20 protein-coding genes and 1 pseudogene are annotated in these 20,316 nt (G+C 65.1%); 13 read left to right on the forward strand and 8 right to left on the reverse strand.

The features are described from left to right. Nucleotides 1-119 precede the first annotated feature (119 nt). Genes ACYVAN_RS12565 through ACYVAN_RS12585 form a run of 5 tightly spaced genes read left to right on the forward strand, consistent with a single transcriptional unit; the run spans nt 120 to nt 5,945 of the window. A complete protein-coding gene (locus ACYVAN_RS12565) occupies nt 120-1,442 on the forward strand; it encodes an ABC transporter substrate-binding protein (RefSeq protein ID WP_460959041.1) in 1,323 nt (440 codons plus the stop codon). Next, the gene (locus tag ACYVAN_RS12570; protein ID WP_460959043.1) at nt 1,439-2,428 is read left to right on the forward strand and encodes a carbohydrate ABC transporter permease; all 990 of its coding nucleotides are present in this window, start codon (nt 1,439-1,441) and stop codon (nt 2,426-2,428) included. Before ACYVAN_RS12565 ends, ACYVAN_RS12570 begins: the two co-directional genes overlap by 4 nt. Continuing rightward, nucleotides 2,428-3,339, forward strand: a complete 912-nt coding sequence (locus ACYVAN_RS12575; RefSeq protein WP_460959044.1) for a carbohydrate ABC transporter permease — start codon at nt 2,428-2,430, stop codon at nt 3,337-3,339. The genes ACYVAN_RS12570 and ACYVAN_RS12575 overlap by 1 nt, the downstream gene beginning before the upstream one ends. 6 nt (nt 3,340-3,345) lie before the next feature. After that, the gene (locus ACYVAN_RS12580; RefSeq protein ID WP_460959046.1) at nt 3,346-4,746 is read left to right on the forward strand and encodes a class-II fumarase/aspartase family protein; all 1,401 of its coding nucleotides are present in this window, start codon (nt 3,346-3,348) and stop codon (nt 4,744-4,746) included. A gap of 53 nt (nt 4,747-4,799) precedes the next feature. Then, nucleotides 4,800-5,945, forward strand: coding sequence for an ABC transporter ATP-binding protein (locus ACYVAN_RS12585; RefSeq protein WP_460959048.1), 1,146 nt, complete (start codon nt 4,800-4,802; stop codon nt 5,943-5,945). A 49-nt stretch (nt 5,946-5,994) separates the two neighbouring features. Here the strand turns inward: ACYVAN_RS12585 and ACYVAN_RS12590 are convergent, their stop codons facing one another. The 8 genes and pseudogenes from ACYVAN_RS12590 to ACYVAN_RS12625 all read right to left on the reverse strand — a co-directional run bounded on the left by ACYVAN_RS12590 (nt 5,995) and on the right by ACYVAN_RS12625 (nt 12,672). Further along, the gene (locus ACYVAN_RS12590; RefSeq protein WP_460959050.1) at nt 5,995-6,141 is read right to left on the reverse strand and encodes a hypothetical protein; all 147 of its coding nucleotides are present in this window, start codon (nt 6,139-6,141) and stop codon (nt 5,995-5,997) included. 13 nt (nt 6,142-6,154) lie between these two features. Then, nucleotides 6,155-6,532, reverse strand: a pseudogene (locus ACYVAN_RS12595) (TerC family protein); the annotation flags it as partial. A gap of 932 nt (nt 6,533-7,464) precedes the next feature. Continuing rightward, nucleotides 7,465-8,268, reverse strand: coding sequence for a DUF2637 domain-containing protein (locus ACYVAN_RS12600; RefSeq protein ID WP_460959052.1), 804 nt, complete (start codon nt 8,266-8,268; stop codon nt 7,465-7,467). Beyond that, nucleotides 8,265-8,717, reverse strand: a complete 453-nt coding sequence (locus tag ACYVAN_RS12605) for a hypothetical protein (RefSeq protein WP_460959054.1) — start codon at nt 8,715-8,717, stop codon at nt 8,265-8,267. The genes ACYVAN_RS12600 and ACYVAN_RS12605 overlap by 4 nt, the downstream gene beginning before the upstream one ends. 797 nt (nt 8,718-9,514) lie before the next feature. Continuing rightward, the gene (locus ACYVAN_RS12610) at nt 9,515-11,062 is read right to left on the reverse strand and encodes a peptide deformylase (RefSeq protein ID WP_460959056.1); all 1,548 of its coding nucleotides are present in this window, start codon (nt 11,060-11,062) and stop codon (nt 9,515-9,517) included. Nucleotides 11,063-11,246: 184 nt separating this feature from the next. Beyond that, nucleotides 11,247-11,411, reverse strand: a complete 165-nt coding sequence (locus ACYVAN_RS12615; protein ID WP_460959058.1) for a hypothetical protein — start codon at nt 11,409-11,411, stop codon at nt 11,247-11,249. A gap of 182 nt (nt 11,412-11,593) precedes the next feature. Continuing rightward, nucleotides 11,594-11,809: a DUF397 domain-containing protein gene (locus ACYVAN_RS12620; RefSeq protein ID WP_460959060.1), complete on the reverse strand. Its 216-nt coding sequence runs from the start codon at nt 11,807-11,809 to the stop codon at nt 11,594-11,596. Next, a complete protein-coding gene (locus tag ACYVAN_RS12625) occupies nt 11,806-12,672 on the reverse strand; it encodes a helix-turn-helix domain-containing protein (protein ID WP_460959062.1) in 867 nt (288 codons plus the stop codon). Before ACYVAN_RS12625 ends, ACYVAN_RS12620 begins: the two co-directional genes overlap by 4 nt. A 306-nt stretch (nt 12,673-12,978) precedes the next feature. On the opposite strand from ACYVAN_RS12625, the gene ACYVAN_RS12630 reads away from it, so the two are divergent. From ACYVAN_RS12630 to ACYVAN_RS12665, 8 genes are all read left to right on the forward strand, one after another. Continuing rightward, on the forward strand, nt 12,979-13,350 hold the full coding sequence (locus tag ACYVAN_RS12630; RefSeq protein ID WP_460959064.1) for a hypothetical protein: 372 nt from the start codon (nt 12,979-12,981) through the stop codon (nt 13,348-13,350). Beyond that, nucleotides 13,347-13,592 carry a hypothetical protein gene (locus tag ACYVAN_RS12635; protein ID WP_460959066.1) on the forward strand — a complete coding sequence of 82 codons (246 nt, stop codon included), beginning with the start codon at nt 13,347-13,349 and terminating at the stop codon, nt 13,590-13,592. The genes ACYVAN_RS12630 and ACYVAN_RS12635 overlap by 4 nt, the downstream gene beginning before the upstream one ends. 6 nt (nt 13,593-13,598) lie before the next feature. Then, entirely contained in the window at nt 13,599-13,940 is a 342-nt protein-coding gene (locus ACYVAN_RS12640) for a hypothetical protein (protein ID WP_460959068.1), read from the forward strand. Continuing rightward, a complete protein-coding gene (locus tag ACYVAN_RS12645) occupies nt 13,937-14,368 on the forward strand; it encodes a hypothetical protein (protein ID WP_460959070.1) in 432 nt (143 codons plus the stop codon). Before ACYVAN_RS12640 ends, ACYVAN_RS12645 begins: the two co-directional genes overlap by 4 nt. Before the next feature lie 51 nt (nt 14,369-14,419). Next, the gene (gene fxlM, locus ACYVAN_RS12650; protein WP_460959072.1) at nt 14,420-15,655 is read left to right on the forward strand and encodes a methyltransferase, FxLD system; all 1,236 of its coding nucleotides are present in this window, start codon (nt 14,420-14,422) and stop codon (nt 15,653-15,655) included. Between the two features lie 55 nt (nt 15,656-15,710). Continuing rightward, a complete protein-coding gene (locus ACYVAN_RS12655) occupies nt 15,711-15,920 on the forward strand; it encodes an FxLD family lanthipeptide (protein WP_460959074.1) in 210 nt (69 codons plus the stop codon). 92 nt (nt 15,921-16,012) lie between these two features. Beyond that, nucleotides 16,013-19,096: a lantibiotic dehydratase gene (locus ACYVAN_RS12660; protein WP_460959957.1), complete on the forward strand. Its 3,084-nt coding sequence runs from the start codon at nt 16,013-16,015 to the stop codon at nt 19,094-19,096. After that, a complete protein-coding gene (locus ACYVAN_RS12665) occupies nt 19,093-20,313 on the forward strand; it encodes a lanthionine synthetase C family protein (protein ID WP_460959076.1) in 1,221 nt (406 codons plus the stop codon). The genes ACYVAN_RS12660 and ACYVAN_RS12665 overlap by 4 nt, the downstream gene beginning before the upstream one ends. Nucleotides 20,314-20,316 lie beyond the last annotated feature (3 nt).

Genomic DNA, 20,316 nt, shown 5'->3' on the forward strand with positions numbered 1-20,316 from the left:
TTCTGTTCGACCCTTGCCTGGCGATGATAGATCGGTCTACCATCCGATGCCACACAGGTGGAACGATCTACCAATGGAGGTGAGATCGGGTGAGTAGAATCCGAGCGGTCCTCGCGGTCGTGGTCCTCACGGCTGCTGTGGTGACTGGCTGCGGGACTCAAGGTGCCGACGAAAAGCTGACCGTCTGGTCGCTGGAGAGCCAACCGGCGCGCGTGGCGACATTGCAGAAGCTGGGAAGGGCCTTCACCCAACAAAGCGGAACTCCCGTCGAGGTGGTGCCGGTCGACGAGGATCAGTACAACCAGCTGGTGGTCTCCTCGGCTGCAGCGGGCGAACTGCCCGATGTGATCGCCGGGCTCGACCTGACTATGGCCGCCAAGCTGGCCACCAATGGGCTACTGGATACCAAGGCCGCCAACAATGTGATCAACCGGCTCGGTCCAGACACGTTCATGCCTCGCACGTTGCAGCGTGCGACCTTTGACGGTCGGCTCGCGGCCGTGCCGAGTGACTCGTGGACCTCGGTGTTGGTTTACCGCAAGGACCTGTTCCGGGCAGCAGGACTCAAGCCGCCCACCGACTACGAGTCCATCCGGGCGGCCGCAGCCAAGCTGGATGGTCACGGACGGGTGGGCTTCGCCGGCCTGACCGAAACGCGCGAGACCTTCGAGCACCTCGCCTTGGCCAATGGGTGCCAGCTTGTTGGTAACCAGGGCGAGGTCACCATCGACACTCCGCAGTGCAAGCGGGCCTTCACGTTCTACAACACCCTGATCAGCAAGTACTCCGCGGCTGGTCTGCAGGATTCGGACAGCGTGCGTTCGATGTACTTGTCCGGCCGTGCCGCGATGGCCGTCTACTCCTCGTACCTGCTCGACGAGCTCGCTGGTCTGCAACCGGATCTCGTCCCGAGCTGCGACGAGTGTGTCTCTGACCCGGCCTACCTGGCTAAAAACAGTGGTGTGGTAACGACCATCACGGGACCTGATGGCGCAAAGAGCCAGTTCGGCAAGCAAGCGAACTGGGCCATCACGGCCGATGCCTCAGCGCCTGCGGACGATTTCGTCGCCTACATGATGAGCGAGGGCTACGAGGAATGGATCGCGATGTCGCCGGAAGGCAAGGTCCCCAACCGGCAGGGCACCAGAACAGATCCCACTGCCTACGTCGATGCCTGGCGCAGCATGCGCTCTGGGGAGCAGCCGCGGGCACCGTTGAGCAACTTTTACGCACCGCCCGTGATCAACGACATCGCGAAGTCACCGGCCTCGACCAACGAATGGGCAATCGAGCAGGACCAGGCTGATTTGCTGGGCGCCATCCTCGGAGAGCAGCCGATCGTGCAGGCACTCTCGCAGATGTTCAACGAGTCACTCTCGCCGACCGAGGCTGCCGAGCAAGCGCGCCGTGACGTCGAGTCCATTCAGGAGTCACTGCGATGAAGATGCAAACACCAAGACGGACAAGCACAAGCCTGGTACGCAAGCTCACTGCGCAGAAGGGGCCGCTCGCCCGGGCCAACGCTCGCGCCGGCCTGCAGCTGGTGTCACCGAGCGTACTGATCGTCCTGGCACTCGTCGTCGTGCCCATCGTGTGGACCATCGTGCTGGCCTTCCAGGACGTTCCGCTGATGCAGCTGCGCCACACTGGGCTGTTCGGCAACTACACGCTGGACAACTTCCTTGCTGTGTTCACCTCGCCAGGACTGTGGCACAGCCTGTTGACCACCGTGATCTATTCGGTGCTCGGCACCGGCGGGGCAATCCTGATTGGTCTGGTCGCCGCGCTCGCGCTCCGTAAACCCTTCCGGGGGCGCACCTTCGTGCGCGCGGCAATCCTGTTGCCCTTTGTCGCTCCGGTCGTTGCGGTGACGTTTGCCTGGAAGACCATGCTCAACCCCGAGTACGGCATCCTCAACGCGTGGGGCGCGAAGTTTCTCGGGTGGGACGAGCCGATCGCATTTCTGTCCCAACGCAGTCTGGAAACCAACATCCTGGGTGTCACGCTCGACATCCCGATCGCCCTGGCCAGTGTCATCGCTTTCGAGATGTGGCGGACTTTCCCGTTCGCTTTCCTGTTCCTGACCGCCCGACTGCAAGCACTACCGGACAGCATTGAGGAAGCCGCCCGGGTCGATGGAGCCACGCCTCTGCAGACCTTCCGGCACATTGTCCTGCCGCAACTGACCGCCACCATCGCGGTGCTGACCGTGTTGCGGTTCATCTGGACTTTCAACGCCTTCGACGAGGTGTATCTGCTCACCAACGGACAGGCTGGCACTGAAGTGGTCAGTGTCCGGGTGTTCAACTTGCTCATCAATCGCGGTGACGTCGGTGCGGCAGCGGCCCAAGCACTGTTCCTCGCGGCCGTTCTTGCGATCTTCATCCTGCTTTACGGACGACTTATCGGCACGAAACGAGACGTCTAATGTTGGTTCCCAAGCGTCTGACTCATTCTTCCGCGCAAAGCAGATACTCCCGTGATCGAACCGAACGCGCCCTGCTGCGCGTCGCAAGGCCATTGGTGATCGCCGGGCTGCTGATCACCACGATCTTCCCCTTCTACTACATTTTCATGCTCTCGATGCGCGACCTGGCCTCGATCATGACTGACCCCGGCAGGCTGTGGCTTGCACTCGGCGAATGGTCGCTGGCCGCCTACAAGAACGTGTTGCTGCCGGTCGAGCAAGACGGACAGGGCTTCCTGGACCTCATGGTCAACAGCGCCGTCATCGCCATGGCCACCGTCGGCGTGACGCTGCTGCTAGCCGTGCCGGGCGCTTATGCGGTCTCTCGGCTGGAGTTCTTCGGCCGGCGCAAGATCAGTGCCCTGTTCCTGACGGTCTACCTCTTCCCAACGATCCTGCTTGCTGTTCCCTTGTTCGTGTTCTTCACCCGGATGGGGGTGCGCGGGGCGCTGCCGGTGCTGGTGATCGTCTACGTGTCCCAAACTATCGCTGTCGCGATCTTTATGCTGCGCAACTACTTCGACACCGTCCCCGAGAGCATCGAGGAGGCGGCTGCCCTGGATGGACTGGGGCGCATCGCGACATTGAGACGCATCGTCGTCCCGCTGGCCCTGCCGTCGATGATGTCGACCGCGTTGTTTGTGTTCATGGTCGCTTGGAACGAGTTCCTCTTCGCCCTGCTTTTCCTCGTCGAAGACCGCGACCGCTGGACTGTTTCACTGGGCCTGGCCCAGCTCACCGAAAACCTCGAAATTCCACCCACTGCGTTGATGGCCGGATCAGTCGTGCTCACCCTGCCCATCATCGTGATCTTCTTCGCTGCCGAACGCCTGTTGCAGGGCGGGCTGGTGGCGGGCGCCGAGAAAGGATAACCAAACGTGCCCACCGACTCCGCTTGCGAAGCGGACATTCCCGCAGGCCGGTTCACCGATTATCGGGTCCCGACCCCTGGGCTCCGAGGCATCTTCGCGACCGAAAACAAGTGGCAGAAACGACTCGACGTCGAGGCGGCGCTTGCCGCGGCCCAGGCCGAGGCCCACGTGATCCCGCGGGCCGCCGCGGACGAGATCGTCACAGTCGCGGCTAAACTCGACAACCTCGACCTGGCCCGGGTGGTGGCTGGGATGGCCGAAACCAGCCACCCACTGATGTCGCTCGTCGAAGAACTCAGCCGGGCGGTGGGCGAGGAGCATGGTGGGTGGGTTCACTGGGGCGCGACCACCCAGAACATCATTCAAACCGCCGACGTGCTGGTCCTACGCGAAGCACACCAGATCCTGCTCAGCCTGATGGGGCGCATCCTGCATGCAGCCGGTGAGCTCGCGGAACGGACAGCCGAGACCGTGATGCCGGGTCGCACCCACGGGCAGCACGCGGTGCCGATCACCTTCGGGTACAAGGTTGCTGTCTGGATCGACGAGCTGCTCCGCCACGCACGGCGGCTCGAACGCCTGGAGGGTGACGTCTTCACCGCCATGGCAGGGGGAGCGGTAGGCACCTTCGCCGCCGTCGGCGCCGAAGGACCAGACGTTCAAAACCGCGTGGCCACGAGACTCGGCTTGGTGTCCATGCCTGTTGCCTCCCGGTCGATCGCCGATCCGTTCGCAGAGTATGTCGCGGTTCTAGGACTGCTGGCCGGCACAGTCGGCAAGATCGCCCGAGAGGTGACCGAGCTGATGAAACCTGAGTTCGCCGAGGCCCGGGAACCGATCCCCGACGGGGTCGTCGGAAGTTCCACGATGCCGCACAAACGCAACCCACAACTCTCACAGGACATCCTGACCATCTCAGCGCAGATCCGTAATCTGGTCCCACTGAGCCTGGAAGCGATGCTGCACGACCACGAAGTCGACGGCTCCGCCACCGCGATGATGGAACACGCCGTGGAATCCAGTGTGATCCTGTCCGGGGACCTGCTCATCCGGTTAGCCGTCATTCTTGAAGGTCTCACGGTAGACGAGGCGCGGATGCGCCAGAATTTGGCACTGACCCACGGGTTGATCAACTCCGAGGCCATTATGATGGCCCTGGCCCCAAGTCTGGGACGGCAACTCGCCCACGACATCGTCTATGAGGCAGCCCAGCACGCTGCGAAAACCGGCGAGGACTTCCTGAGTGTCCTTCGTGCCGATGAACGACTGACTCGCCACGTCAGCGACCACCAGCTCGCTGAGGTGCTCGATCCGCGCTCCCACGTCGGGTTGAGCGCCGACATTGCACGCCGCCAAGCCGGGGACGCCGTCACGGCCTCCGCGCGATGGGCTGACTCCATGACGTAATGCCGAGGCTCAGAGAAGTTGTCAACCCCCTATTCCAGCGAGAGGAGCCTCAAATGGCCTCCGTCATCTACGACAACGCCCAACGGCACTACCCCGGAACCGTGCATCCGGCCGTCAAAGATCTCGACCTCGAAATCGGCGACGGCGAATTTCTCGTCCTCGTCGGCCCGTCGGGATGCGGCAAATCCACGTCGCTACGGATGCTCGCAGGGCTCGAGGAAGTGACCTCAGGCCGGATCTCCATCGACGACCGCGACGTCACCGCGCTGTCACCCAAAGACCGCGATATCGCGATGGTCTTTCAGAACTACGCGCTCTACCCGCACATGTCCGTCGCCGCGAACATGGCCTTTGCCCTGAAACTTGCCAAGATCGGTAAGGAGGAGCGCGATCGCCGGGTTCGTGAAGCCGCCCGATTGCTCGATCTTGAGTACTGCCTGGACCGCAAACCCAAGGCGCTATCCGGTGGGCAGCGACAACGCGTTGCCATGGGCCGTGCGATCGTTCGCCAGCCGCAGGTCTTTTGCATGGACGAACCCCTGTCGAATCTCGACGCCAAGCTTCGCGTTGCCACACGTGCCCAGATCGCCGCACTTCAGCAGCGTCTGGGCACCACGACCGTTTACGTCACCCATGACCAAGTCGAGGCGATGACCATGGGCGATCGGGTCGCGGTCATGAAGGACGGGATCCTGCAACAGGTCGACACCCCTCTGGAACTCTACGACCGCCCGGCCAACCTATTCGTCGCCGGATTTGTCGGCTCACCCGCAATGAACCTACTACCGGCCACAGCAACCGACGGCCGCGCTCAGATCGGTGAGTACACGCTGCCCATCGACCGTGCCGCCACGTCGCAGGTCCGCGACATCACCGTCGGCGTACGACCCGAGGCATGGCGCATCATCGGCGAGCATGACGGCGGCCTACCCGTCCAAATCACCATGCTCGAGGAACTCGGCGCCGACGCCTATCTGCACGGCACCACCAACGTCCAGGGCGGCTCGATCAGCATCGTCGTTCGTGTCGGAACCCGGCGCCACCTAGCCGCGGGCGAGACCATCCACGTCACCACAGACCCCCAGCACGTCCACATCTTCGATACCGCAACGGGCACACGTCTCGCGACCAGTGCATCGCCCACATCGATGGCGACTGGCCGCAACCCACACCAGCCTCCGACGCAGGACCCGCGCTGAAACACGCTCATGAGCACAATCCTGGAACCAATCTCGGCGAGAACCAGCGTCACAATTCGACACCTGGAACGGTCCAGATGAACCCGAGAATGATCGCCAGCCCGTAGTTGAGATGGGCGAGCTTAGTCAGCGCGGTGTGCAACACGAAGTACAGGGCACGCAGACCCAGCAGGGCAAAGGCGTTGGTGGTGAACACCAGGTACGGGTTCTCAGTGATCCCGAAATACAGCGGGAACGGAATCGACGGCGAACACCACGTCAGTGGCGAAAACCGCCACGACCACGACCGTCAGCGGAGTCAAGCCGCGCCGACCGCCCTCACGGACCGTCAGCCGGGTGCCGCGATAGTCGTCGGTGACGGGCATGAGCCGGCGCAAGAACCGAACCGAGCGCAGCTGCGACACGTCGCGGTCGAAGGCCGACGCGGTGAGCGCTTCGTGCAGGATCGTGACGGCGGTGACGACCAAGATCGCCCCGAACACGAGGAACGCCCACGTGCCCGCCTGCCGGAGGGCGGCACTGGCTGCGATGAAGATGCCGCGCAGCACCAACGCTCCGACGATGCCGTACAGCAGCACGCGCTGCTTGCAGCTCGGCGGGTACGGAAAAGCCGGCCAGCAGAATCATGAACACGAACAGGTTGTCCACCGACAGGGACTTCTCGACCACGAATCCCGTGATGAACTCCAGCGCCTGAGCACCCCCGAACGCCGCCCACAGGTAGAGGCCGAACACAAACGGCAAGGCGAGATAGAACACCGACACCCCACGGCCTCGCGCATCGAGACCTCGTGAGGGCGGCGGATCACCAGAAAGTCCATGATCAGCAACACGAGCAGTACGGCGATGCTGATGGCCCACAACTACGGCGAACCGACCGATTCCGACGAAGCAGCGACAACAGAACTATGACGAAGCACGGGAGACTCCTCGAACACCATCGCGTTCGGGGTCTCCTTCGCCCACACGGGGCGGCCTCCCGGGGACAACATTTGGACAACATGGGGAGTCCGTACTGACCGGGCAGACCTTGAGAAGTACTCCCCCCAACAAGTATTGAGCAGCACGCGGCACCCAGCCACTCGCGACCTACCAGGGAGGAACCCGCATGTGTCATCATGCGGACTCGCCAGCTACGCAGTGGCCGGTGCAGTGCTCACCGCGGATCCGGGCGCTGGCTGCCGTTGACAGCGAGATGCCGGCAGATATGGGAAGTACGCCCCCACCCAACCAAGTCGGTAACTGAGACTGGGTGTACTCGATTTGGATCCCAATTCCGAAATTATCTTCAGTAGGCGCACGCGAACCGGGATAAAAGAGCAAATCGAATCGCCGAAGGCGAGAAGTAGTAACTTCATCTTTCAGATTCAGCATCCCGTCTTATTGAGTCGCCAAGTCAAGCGGCGGTGCCTTCGAGTATCGCTGCCGTGCGAACCTATGGTCCGTAAGTTGATCTCAGGGAGCACGAGGCGGGTGGCTAGTGCACCCCCTCCGCATCGAACCCCACATCTGCTCGATGTCACCGGTTCGCGGACTCCACCGCGGCGAGCATCGTTCCGGGTTGGCGGTGTTGTCGGATGTGGCGGGTGAGGGCGCGGGCTCGGGTCGAGCCGATGCTGAGCTTTCGGCGGAGCGTGTCGGCTGAGATCGGACGCTGGTGCAGGTTCCAGTGTTCGGCGTCGAGCCGGTACGCCTCCTCGCGCAGCGGAGCATCATCCTCATCGTGCGGTGGCTCTGAGACAGCGTCGGCACTGTTGGCGTTGTGGCCAGGCGTGTTGTTCACCACCGTGCGCAGCGCTGGCACATCCTCAGCTTCCTCGGGCACCTCTGGTGACGTGCTGGCGTCGCCCGAGTCCGTCGAGCGCGGCTGCGCTGATGCGCTCTCGTCGGACTCATGAACGGTCTTGCTTGCCGTCTCCGCGCGGCGCCGCTTGAGTGCCTGGTTGAGCAGTTCGACCGACAGCAGCAGCGCCAGGGGCGGGCAGGCGGCCACGGCGATGGAGAAGGCGTTTAGCTCGGGGGCGGAGGCGATGTTGGCGCACAGCGACAACCCGATCCCGAGGGCGAACGACAACCATGCTTTCCACTGCCCGGTCGCCCGGTGACGGTGACCGGCCTTCCACAGCTCGATGGTCGCCATCGTCAACAAGCCGTCGACGATGAGAGGCCAGAGGGTGGCGGTGGTCTCGTCGGCGCCGAACCGCAAGGCGAATTCGCGGCCGTGCCGGTAGGAGACGTAGGCCGCGCCCAGGAGGGTGCAGGCGCACTGCAGGTGCAGCGATCGATCGGGAGGGAGGCTGGTTGTGGGTGGTGTGCTGGTCATCGGGCGTCACCCGCCGGGGGCTGTCCGTGGGTGTCGCGCATGGTGACGCCGCGCTCGTGCAGGCGTTGGCGGACGGTGCCGGCGGCGACGTCCATGCGTGCGGCGATCCGGGCCAGCGACCACCCCTGGTTGTAGAGCCGGATTGCGTCGTCGATTTGCTCTTCGGGCAGGCCGCGGCGGCGCATCGGGACACCGTGGCGATGCAGGATCGCGCTGACAGTGCGGCGCTCGATGCCGAACTGATCACCCAGCTCGTAGACGGTCGCACCGGACTTGTAGCCCTCGATCAGTTGCTGCACCTGGTCGTCGGTGAGTCGCCGGGTGCGTCCGGGCTTTGTCCGCTTGGGTGTCGGTTGGGGCGGTTCAGGCAGGTCTGGCAGCTTCGTCCGCAGTGTTTCCAGTGCGCTGACCTGGTCTTTTGTGTTCGAGTAAGTTCCCCCAACCTCCACCTTGACGATACTGTTCGAACACTGATCTGTTTGACCGACGTCGGGCATGACAGTGGCATCAGAAGGCGGTGATGCGACAGGCACTCGGTGGCGCGGGTGACGGGACCGCTGGATCAACAAGTTGAAGTACGTCCCGGTGATCGCCAGATCATATGGCGATTTCCTGGCGACGGGAACGCGCGGCAACGCGTCGGGATTCGTCGCAACGAGGAGGAACAAGAGCCGCTGACCTGCACGGATGCGTGAAACTCCTGGTCGGCTCCAGCGGCTCACTACCTTGACACGGCAGAGGTCATGAGGCTGTGGAACGCTGTTTTTGCTGCGAATCGGCACGGCGTGCCGTCCGGGCGGATGGGTCGGCGCCAGTACATTGCTGCATGGCCTGATTCGCGCTCGTCGCCGTGGGTGATAACGCCGGTGGGCTCTTCGAAGTCCTTGGGGCGAAGGCGGAGATGGTCGAGGTAGGTCGGCTCCGCTGTGGGAGACCAGCGAGATGGCCCGGTTATTACCGGGGAGCGCAACCGCGCATCAGTTTTCTTATCGATTTTGGCGGGTGGGAGGGCGCCAGATTCGTTGTCGATGGCTGCGGCCTGGTCGTTTCCAGCGACGAGGATCGCTACTTGGTCGGCCCCAGCCCGAAATGGCGATCGCCGCCGCGCGATGTTCGAGAACACGGACCGGCTTGATGATCTGATGAGTGCGGTCACTGAGCCTCAGCTGTTGATTTCTACGATTGCATCAGTGCTGAATGAAACCAACGGCGGCGCGCGTGTCATAGTTACTGCTCGAACGTCTGTTTATCTTTCCGCCGTGTTGGTGTGGGGAGTGGTCGTGGGGTAGTGCCAGTCGTTGCCGGTGCCGCGGTACTGCTCGACGGGAACTGGGTGGCTTCCGGCTGGGAGGTGGTCTCGGCACAGGACGCCGTGCAGGTGGTCGATCTCGTGGGCCACGAGTCGGGCGATGCCGTGGTCGAAGACGGTGATGCGCCAAGTGCCATCGAGGACCTGGTGCTCGACGTGAATTTTCAGCGGTCGTGGGATGCGACAGCGGACATCGAAAAAGCTCAGGCATCCCTCGTACTGCTGATCGTGCTCGGTGCTGGTTTCGATGATGCGGGGATTGAAGAGCACGATGGGCTCGGTGGTGCCGGGTGGGCGCACGACGGCGGCAGCACGGTCGATGCCGATCTGCGGTGCAGCCAGGCCCATGCCCTTGCCGAAGGTATGCGCGGTGGTGACTCGCTCGGCCGCGGCGTGTAGATCTGCCAGTACCCGTTCAGCGTCGGAGCCGTCGCTGGGCAGGTCGAAACGTGTAGCGGTGCGCCGCAGGACTGGCTCGCCCTCTTGGACAATGCCCAGCGCGCTCATTGTTTCGCTCGGGAGCCGGTCGACGGGCGGCGCGGTGTGGGGATCGTGGTGCAAATGCCATTCCAGCGTGTAGCGCGCGTGCAGTGGCGGGTTGTGAGTGGACCACGAATACTGCGTGCGGTTGCCCTCCTGACAGGTGTCGATGGGGGTCGGAAACGGCAGAGATTCCGCGGTCAGCGAGGTGTGCAGGCCCCACACGGTCGGCCCGAGTGTGGTGGGAAAGTCTAGGGACACCGAGAGGTTCCGGGTCGGTAGCCGCACAGCGCGGCGGAACCAATTGCCCCACTTGATCACCGGCACGGTGTAGGTGTATTCGATCCAGGCGGCCTGGCCAGGATATAGCGGGAAGTGGCCGGCCCGACCGGACAGGAGCAGCCAGACCTCTTTGAACGCGTCTCGGTCGTGCTGGACGCTCCAAGTCAATTCCGCATCGCGGTCTGGCCCTAGCCACGCGCGTAGATCGAGTTCGTCCCAGGTCAGCGGTGAATCCCGGTAGAGCTGGTTGGACCGTTCGGGATCACCGGGAAAGCGGTCGACCGAGATCCGGATCAGGTATCGGGTGACCGGCTGCTCGCCGTGATTGATCAGACGACGGCGCATAGTGGAGCGGTAGACGCCGGCGTCATAGGTCAGCTCAGCGTGATCATGGTCGACTACCAGCTCGGCCGGGGGCTCTACCGCAACCGGCTGCGGTGCTCGCGGCATGTCCTTGGCCAGGGCGGGTGCGGGGTACGCGGCGCGCCAGGTGCGGAGCAGCGCGCCACCTGCGTGTAGGACGGTGTCCGCGGTTCGCACGAACTCCGCCGACCCCGGCTCGTCACCGCTTTCCACTTTGGACACATATGAGCGGCTGTAGTCCATCAGTTTCGCCAGCGCGGTGCGCGACAAGCCGCGGACTTCGCGCCATCGCCGAAACTCCGCGACGAAAGCGTGCGGTCCAGCTTCGTGGTTCTGGGCCTCGTTGCTGGACTCGTTCATCGCCGCCTTTCCCGCCGTGCGTGTGCGTGAGTACACCGTGCGTGATGATTCACTCTAACCGCACACCCGGGCCGGGTGGTGAGCTTCGTTGCACACCGAGTTCGCCACTACGACACGGAGCGTCCATGTCCATACCCGCCACTCCCTATTCAGCGGCCAAACCGAGGACATCCGTCTCACCGGATCACGCCAGCTTGCCCTGCTCACCGCGGAATGCCAGTGTCGCGGAAACGTGGTCGGGCTGGAGAGCCAGTACCGCGCCGAGCAACCACACTGATGGCCGCCCCGCCTGGTCCAGCTCGTGGCCGTCTGCTGCGACAGCGATCCCGACCCGTTGGAGGCAGTCCACACCGGGTACGCGGTGTCGGAATTCCGGAGCCGCTTCAGGGCGTGTTTCGAGTACACAATGTGCCCGAATACGGCATCATCTGCTGTGGGCCCCGCATGGAGCTCACATAAAGAAGCCCTCCCGACCAACTGGTCTGGCCGGGAGGGCTTCCTCCTGTTCATGCACCTAACAGGCTTCCGTGCTTAGTCGTCGAACTCGCCAGCTTTGGCGCCAGCGATGAATGCCTGCCATTCGATCGGCGTGAAGTAGTGCGCTGGCCTTGAGCGGTCCTTGGTGTCCCGCAGCCAGCGGCCACCATCGGCCGCAGGGGCGACTTCCACGCAGCCCTGATGATCGTTGCTGTAGCTCGACTTACGGAATTGGGTGTCCGGCGGCTGGTCGATCGGGTAGTCCTTCACTTTTGTACCTCCTGTACGGCTTGGCGCAAGATCGTTCGCGAGTCTTCCGGTGTCGCGGCTTGCACCTGTAGTCGGGTCATTGCCCGCTCGTAGAGTGCAACCTCTTCAGGCTTTTCGTAGTAGCGGCCTTCGACGAGCCCTTCCAAGTAAACGACGCCAGGGTCCCCTGTCATTTCACTGAGAAACTTCAGGATTTGAAAGCTGCCGGACTGAGCCAGGTGCGCCCCTGCCGTTCGTGGAAGGATTTGCACGTCGACACCGGGACGTTCGCTCATCTTGATGAGGTGGTCGAGTTGTTCGGTCATGACCTCGGTGCGGCCACGTAGACGCGTGAGCACCGCTTCGTCGATGACAGTCCAGAGCCGGACGGGGTCGTCCTCCCGGTCGAAAATCCGCTGACGCCCCACGCGCAGCTCGACGCGTTGCTGGACCTGTTCGTCGGTGAGCTCCGGGTCAGCCCTGATAACCGCCTCGGCATAGGCCGGAGTTTGCAGAAGACCTGGCATGACATAGGCATCGAAGCTCAGGACATCGGCCGCACCGGCCTCCAGCCCAAGGAACAGATCGAACCACGGAGGAACGGCATCACTGAGCTTGTCCCACCAGTTTTTGCCCTTGCGTGCTGCTTCGACGATCCGCAGGAAGTCCGGCAGTCGTTCGCGTTTGCCGTAGAAGTCGAGCAGGATCTCCAGTACCGGCTTAGATGGCAGGCGCTCGGCGGTTTCAAGATGCCCCACCTGAGCGCGTGACAAGCCGAGACGCTGCATAACCTCGGTACGTTCTTTGCCAGCTTCCTTCCGGAGCTGGCGCAGGTTGAGGCCGATCCAACGCTTCAACAGCGCAGGGCTCGAAGTGTCAACCACCGTGATCTCCTTCGCCTGTTGGGCATACCTGCCCTTGGCATACAGGGCTCAGCCGTCAGTCAAGAACAACATCACTCGAATGGCGGCATGAGCAACTCTTGGCGCTGTAGCCGCTACGCTGTAGCGTCCCCTGTAGCTGCTACAGAAGCGAGGCTACAGCAGGCCAGGCCGGGTGGAGCGCTCCGGTGCCAGACACCGCCAGTCCGTCGAGCGCCCTTACCGGTCACCGAAACGGGCAGTGGGCCCGGTGTGACCCCCGACCATGCCGGGTCCACTGCCTTCCGAACCGATCATGGGGAAATCGACATGGACGATCCGACGGCTCAGCTCCAGCGCCTGGTCACGAGTGGATTCGTCGGGGCTCCAGTGCCAAATGATCAGGGTGACGGCTACATCGCTCTGGTCTACATGCGCTGGTGGTCATCAGGTGTTCTCGACGTTGTCACGGTCTATGGCGAACGCGATGCTTCCGCCTACCGTGCCGGTGGTCTGGATCCGAGCTACCTGGAAAACATCGGCGCGGCCGTCGTGCGGTGGCGCACTGCCGGTTCCGTCGTCGATGTCACGACCGAACTGTTGGAGCTTCCCGCGCCGTCTGCCGGAAGCGTACTGATCTCGGAGCGGCCCGCCGATCAGCACTTGATGTCCCACAGCGCGGGGAAGTTGTGGGCGCCATGACCGAGCCCTCCAACTCCGCGCCGGGAGAGCTGCCACGCCGGTTGGCAGGTGAGCTCGACATTCCCGCGCCGGATCCGAACAAGCCGTTGTACTTCGAGACCCGCGACGAGGTGTTGACGCGGGTGCGCGACGGGCTGGAGGGCTACGACCCGCCCGAGGGCAAGGAGCGTCCGTCCGCGGACTTCTGCTGGATGCAGCCGACAGAGCGGGCCGATCACTCCCAACCGATCCCGAGGAAGTGATGCCGCATGACCACGAAACTGTCCGACGTGGACACGCCGCTTTTGACGTTGACCTACAGCGACCGGCCGGAACGCCCAGCGCACCTGCCACCAGTCGACGAGCACGGGTTTTTGCTGCTGGTGCGGGAGGCCCACCCGGATCTGGAACATGCCAGTCAGACCCACCGCAACCACGGTGAAGTGGTGCACGTGTTCCGTGATCGGATCAATCATGAGTACGCGGTGCTGTTCCAGCGCGCCAACGGCTGTCACACCGTCAAGGAATCCGGTTTTCCCTGGTTGGACAAACTGAATCAACTGGCCGGAATGTGGCAGGGGGCCCAGGCGCCGCTGCGGGATGCCGCATGATGCCGCCGCACCTGGACTTCGCCGCTCTTGATGCCAAGCCGCTGACGCCTGCGGTGACGCTGCCCGGACTGGAACACCCCGCTTTTCCCACGGTTTTGGCCGCGGCCATGCCGGGTGTAGGGCACTCCCGTAGCTGTTGGCCCGACGAACAGGATGAACACTCGCTGGTCGACCCGGCGACGGGCTCGGCCGTGCGGATCATCATCGCCTGGGACCGACACCGTGGCCGAGCGCGTACCTGTGTTGCCGAGATCGGTCCCCGCGAGCTGTGGGACGAGCTCGTTACCTACGTGTGGGAATGGGAACGCCACGGCCGCACCATCCCCGAACACTGGCTCACTCCTCCACCGTTTCGAGACGGCATTTCTCCTCTCAAGCGGTTACGCCGCTCCCATAGATTTCCTGCTGAGATCACCAACGAACAGTGATCGTTGGGGGACCGGTGGGCCCGCAAAACACAACAACCAGAAAGGTGTTTCGTGACAACAGCAGGCGAAGCCGGCAGCAACACTGCTGACGAGGCGACCGCTCGATGCGAGGCGATGGTCAGCGAACTCTGCGAGTGGGGAGACCTCCGCAGCGAAACGGTCGCGCAGGCGGTCCGGACGGTGCCGCGGCACCTGTTCGCTCCGGAAGGATCGATAGTGGCCGCGTACGCGGCGAACCAGGCGCTGGTGACCAAACGGGACGAGCAGGGATTGGCGACCAGTTCGCTGAGCGCCACGCACATTCAGGTGACGATGCTTGAGCAGGCGCAGCTGGAACCTGGGATGCGGGTGCTGGAAGTGGGCAGCGGTGGTTACAACGCCGCCCTGATCGCCGAACTGGTGGGGGAGTCCGGGGCAGTTGTCTCCCTGGACATCGACTCGGACATCGTCGAGCGTGCGCGCGACTGCCTGGATGCGGCTGGGTACGAGCGTGTCACTGTGGCGCTGGGCGATGCCGAGAACGGGTACGCGGCTGGGGCGCCGTTTGACCGGATCATCGTCACGGCCGGGGCATGGGACATCCCTCCGGCTTGGTGGGAGCAGCTTGCCCCTGGCGGTCGCATCGTGGTTCCGCTGCGGATGCGGGGATTGACCCGGTCGGTGGTGTTCGAACGCGACGGTGAGCACCTGGCCAGTACGGGATATCGACTGTGCGGATTTGTCCCGATGCAGGGCTCCAGCGCCCGCGAGGAACGCCTGATCCCGCTCGATGGGTCCGAAGTCGCGCTGCGAGTCGAGGAGGAGCAGCTCCTTGATGTTCGCGGAATGCAGAAGTCCTTGCAGGAACCCCGCCTGGAGCGTTGGTCCGGTATTGAATTCGATCGTCCCGACGAAACGCACTTCTGGATCGCCACCGCAGCGCCCGTGTTCGGCCTGCTCGCAGCACGGAAAGGCGCGATTGAACGCGGTCTGGTCGCTCGTTCTGCGACGCAGGGCGTTCCGACCCTGATCCGCGGGGCATCGTTCGCCTACCGCACGAAACGGCCCATCGACGGCACCGACTCGTTCGAAAACGGCGTGTACGCACACGGCCCCGAGGCCGAGGCGGTCGCCGACGAATACGTCGAGCTGCTGCGGCGCTTCGACCGCGATCTGCGCGGCGGTCCCGGCGCGCACATCGACGTCTTCCCTGCTGCGACGCCCACCAGTGAACTCCCCAGGGGACGCGCCATCGAGAAGAGGCACACGCGTGTCGTCGTCTCCTGGCCGGGAGCGCGGGAACTCTGACCACTCAGGGCTCTCGCGAACAACAACACATGATCAGCGAATCAAGGAGGGTCCGTTGACCGTTTCCACCAAGTCCGAGCTCGCTTCACCGGAGGAGCTGCACGACACCGCCGCCGACATGGTGGCCGAGTCGCCTGCTCCCGAGGACTTCGACCTCGACATCCGTTTCGCCGAGTCCGGTCCGGTCATCGAAGAGCTCATGCGGCCGACCGATGACGGCTGCGGCCACACCTGCGAGTCGGCCTGTACTCCGACCTGCCCGTGACCGCATCGCTTCGGCACTGACGTGAGAAGCCAGTGATACCGGGTGGCGGGGCGTTGTTCCTGCCCGCCACCCGGCATCCTTCTTTCTTGGGGGTGAAGTTGTACAAGGTGATCGACGCCGCCATCGTCCGGGCGGCACCTCTTCCCTGCACTGTGGACAGCGTCGAGTGGCCCGATTTGTCCGGTGGCCCGGACGAGCACGTGACGCAGTGGCGTGCGTGGTTGCAGCAGGTGTGGGCAATCGAGGAATTCGCGGCGGCCGTGGAGACGGCCAGTCCGGTGCTGGCTCGCCACGTCCGCACGATATGCCGGGAACCGCACCGGCCGGCGGCTGAGGTTCGCCGTGCGGCAGTGTCGGTCGCGCGCTACCTGGTTCGGGCGACCGGTCGGGCGACCCCGTTCGGAATGTTCTCGGGCGTGGCCGCCACCCGCTTCGACCGCTCCACGACGGTGCGCTGGGGCCGGCAGCACCGTGCGGTGGCACGGGTCGACGCGGAATGGCTGGACAGAGTCCTGGTACAGCTGGAATCGGATCCTGAGCTGCGTTCCCAGCTGCTGGTCGTCGCGAACGCGGCCGCGGCCGTCCGCGACGGCAGGCTGGTACTGGGCTGGCAACGCCGACCCGCCGCGACGAGTGCGGGCGGGCTGGGGGAGGTGTCGGTCCGCCACACCAAGGTCGTGCAGGCCATCATGCGGGTCGCGGCCGCGCCGATCCGTCTGCGGGATGCGGCCGACAAGGTCGCGACCGAGCTCAACGCACCAGCATCCGCCCTGGACCCGATGCTGGCAGGACTCGTTGAGCAGGGCTTACTGATCACCCAGTTGCGTCCTCCCATGACGGCAACCGACCCACTCGACCACGTTGTCGCGGCCCTGGACGAGGTGGAAGCCAACACCGTGGCCGGCGTGGCAGCACAGGCCGAGCAAATCCGTGCGCTGCGCCGGCACCTGGACGAACACAACACGTCCAACTCACCGCCCCAAGCACGCGAGCGACGCACCAGGCTCTCCCGAGCGATGACGGACATAGCACCGAGCGAGCGGCCAGTCGGGATGGACCTGCGACTGGACTGCGACCTGGCGCTGCCGGAGGAGGTGGCGCGAGAAGCCGAAGCCGCCACGGCGGCGCTGGTGCGCCTGGCGCCGCAGCCGTCCGGGAACCCGGAATGGCAGCAGTACCACGGCCGCTTCATCGAATGGTACGGCCCGCGGGCTGTGGTGCCGGTGACCGAGCTGGTGGCCGATACCGGGCTCGGGTTCCCGGCCGGGTACCGCGACACGCCCTGGAACACGCTGGCCGAACGCTCGATGTCGGAGCGGGACGCGACCCTGATGGCGTGGGCCCAGCGGGCAGCGTGGCAGCAGAGCAATGAAGTCCTCCTGGACGACGACATGCTTGCCGAGCTCGACGCCGCCGGTGGCGCCGACGTTACGGTGCAGCCGCACACCGAGCTTCGCGTCCGCGTGCAGGCCCCCACCCGCGCGGCACTGGATCGCGGTGAGTTCGAGCTCGTCGTCGCCGGGGTCTCGCGGACTGCGGGCGCCACGACCGGACGATTCCTCGACCTGCTCGACACCGAGGACCAACGGCGGATGGCCACGGCCTACGCCGACCTGCCGACGGTTTGCGACACCTCGTTCCCGGTCCAAGTCTCAGCACCGGCCCTGTACGCGCGCACGGACAACGTCGCCCGCAGCCCCCAGGTGCTACCCACGGTGTTCTCGCTGGGCGAGCCCCGAGAACCGACCAATACGGTGTCGCTGGATGATCTCGCGGTGACCGCCGACGCCGAACGGCTGGTCCTGATCTCGCTGTCGCAGCGTCGCCCGGTCGAACCGGTGGCCTTCAGCGCGGTGGAGATGGTCCACCACGCGCATCCCCTCGTGCGGTTCCTCACCGAGATCAGCACGACTCGCGCGGCACCGTGCGCGCCGTTTTCCTGGGGGCACGCCGGTCGACTGCCGTTTCTGCCCCGGATTCGCTACCGCCGCACGATTCTGGCACCAGCCCGGTGGCGGCTGGAGGCCACCGACCTGCCCGGAACGACGGCCTCGTGGCGTGACTGGGTGGAGAGCTTCCAGGCGTGGCGCCAACGATTCGGTGTCCCGGACACGATCTACGTCGGCGACAGCGACCGCAGGATGCGACTGCACCTGCACACGTCGGCACACCTGTACTTGCTGCGCGCCGAACTAGAACGCACCAGCGGCGTCGCGTTACGCGAAGCACCGTCCGATGAGGCGTTCGGCTGGTTCGACGGGCACGCCCACGAAGCGGTGATCCCACTGGCGGCCACCACATCGAGTCCGGCACCGCGGTGGTCGCCGCCCCCCGTCGGCCGCGAGCACGGGCATCTACCCGGCAGCGCGCCCTGGGCCTACGTCAAGCTCTACGGGCACCCCGACCGGCACAACGCCGTGCTCACCGGCCATCTGCCCGAGCTGCTGTCCACCTGGGACAGCGAGCCGGAGTGGTGGTTCCTGCGCTACTACGATCCCGACCCGCACCTGCGCCTGCGGTTCCGGCTACGCGACCGCGACGAGGCCGCCCGCGCCGCGGCTGGGATCAACGCGTGGGTCGCAAGGCTCCGCGAGCACGGGCTCGTCGGTCGCGCGCAGTTCGATACCTACTACCCCGAAACCGGTCGTTTCGGGACAGGCGCGGTGATGGAGGCCGCGGAGTCAGTGTTCGCCGCCGACTCCCGCGCAGTGCTCGCCCAGCTGCACACGGTCGACCACCGCGACGGTGTCCCTGCCCGGGCCCTGGCCGCGGCGAGCATGGTCAACCTCGCCTGCTCATTCCACGACGCTCCTGCGGAGGGAATGCGGTGGCTGATCGAGACCGCCCGCACCCCGTCGGGCCCGGCACCCGAGCGAGCGCTGCGCGATACCGCGCTTCGTCTGGCTGATCCGCGCGACGACTGGGCCACGGTTCGTGCCCTGCCTGGCGGTGGTGACCTCGCGGCCGCGTGGCAGGAACGCCGAAGGGCACTGGTCGCCTATCGCAGCGCCCTCGAGGACTCGGGCCGGCACGATCCGGCCACCATGCTGGCCGACCTGCTGCACCTGCACCACGTCCGCATGACCGGGGTTTCCCTCGATGCCGAACGGGTCTGCCTGCGCCTGGCCCGCGCCGCCGCCCTGAGCTGGACTGCCCGCACCCCAGGAGCCCCGTGAATACCCCGAAAGCCCTCGCCGCGGTCGACGAGCTCGCCGACCGCCTGGCCGACCCGCAGACGATCTACCCGCACGGCGGCGTGGGCCGCACCCGGCCCCAATCGCTGCTCGGCGGCGCGGCGGGCATCGCACTGCTGCACCTCGAACGGGCCCGCTGCGGCCACGGAACCTGGGACACCGCCCGCGCCTGGCTGTCCGCGGCCGCGCGCGACGAACTCAGCACCGGCCACAACGCGACCCTCTTCTACGGCGCGGCAGCCCTGGGATTCCTCACCCGCTCGATCGCCGGCGATGCCCGCCGGTGTCCGCCAGTGCTGGCCACACTGGATGAGAAAACCATCGAGGTGACCCGGGCTCGTCTAACCCTGGCGCACGCGCGCCTCGACCGGGGCGAGCGCCCCGCTCTGGCCGAATACGACCTGTTCCGCGGGCTGGCCGGATTCGGCGCCTACCACCTCCGACACCACCCCGACCACAACATCACCCGCGCAGTGCTGCGCTATCTCGTCCGATTGACCGAACCTCTGACGGGTTCGCGCGAGCACATGCCCGGCTGGTGGACCGAGGTGTCCCCCAACGGCGAAGTAACCGCCGAGTTCCCTGGTGGTCACGGCAATATCGGCATGTCCCACGGCATCGCCGCACCCTTGGCGTTGTTGTCGCTGGCCCTGCTGCGCGGAGTGGTCGTCGACGGCCACCGGGATGCCATCACCCGGATCTGCACTTGGCTGGATGGATGGCAACAGACTGGCCCGTGGTGGCCAGGTGTGATCACCCGAGACAACGTCGACGCAGGACACGTCGCGGCATCCCAGCGGCAAGCGCCGCGCTGGTGCTACGGCACCGTGGGCTTAGCCCGCGCGCAGCAACTCGCCGGCCTGGCCCTGCACGATCCCGGCCGCACGCACCTCGCCGAAGCCGCGATGCTGAGCCTCCTGCGAGACTCCACCCAGCTCGACCGCGTCACCGACACCGGGCTGTGCCACGGGCTGGCTGGAATCCTCCAGACCGCCTGGCGCGTGGCCGCCGACGCCGACACCGGCGAGCTGGCCGCCGCACTGCCTCTCCTGTGCCAGCGGCTGCTCGATCAGCTGTTACCGCCCCCGAACGACCCCGAATTCCTCGACGGCATGGCGGGCATCGCACTGGCACTGCACACCCTCGGCACCGACGCACCCCCGCACAGCGGCTGGGATTCCTGCCTGCTCATGGCCTGATCG

This window comes from Parasphingorhabdus pacifica, from assembly GCF_054779195.1.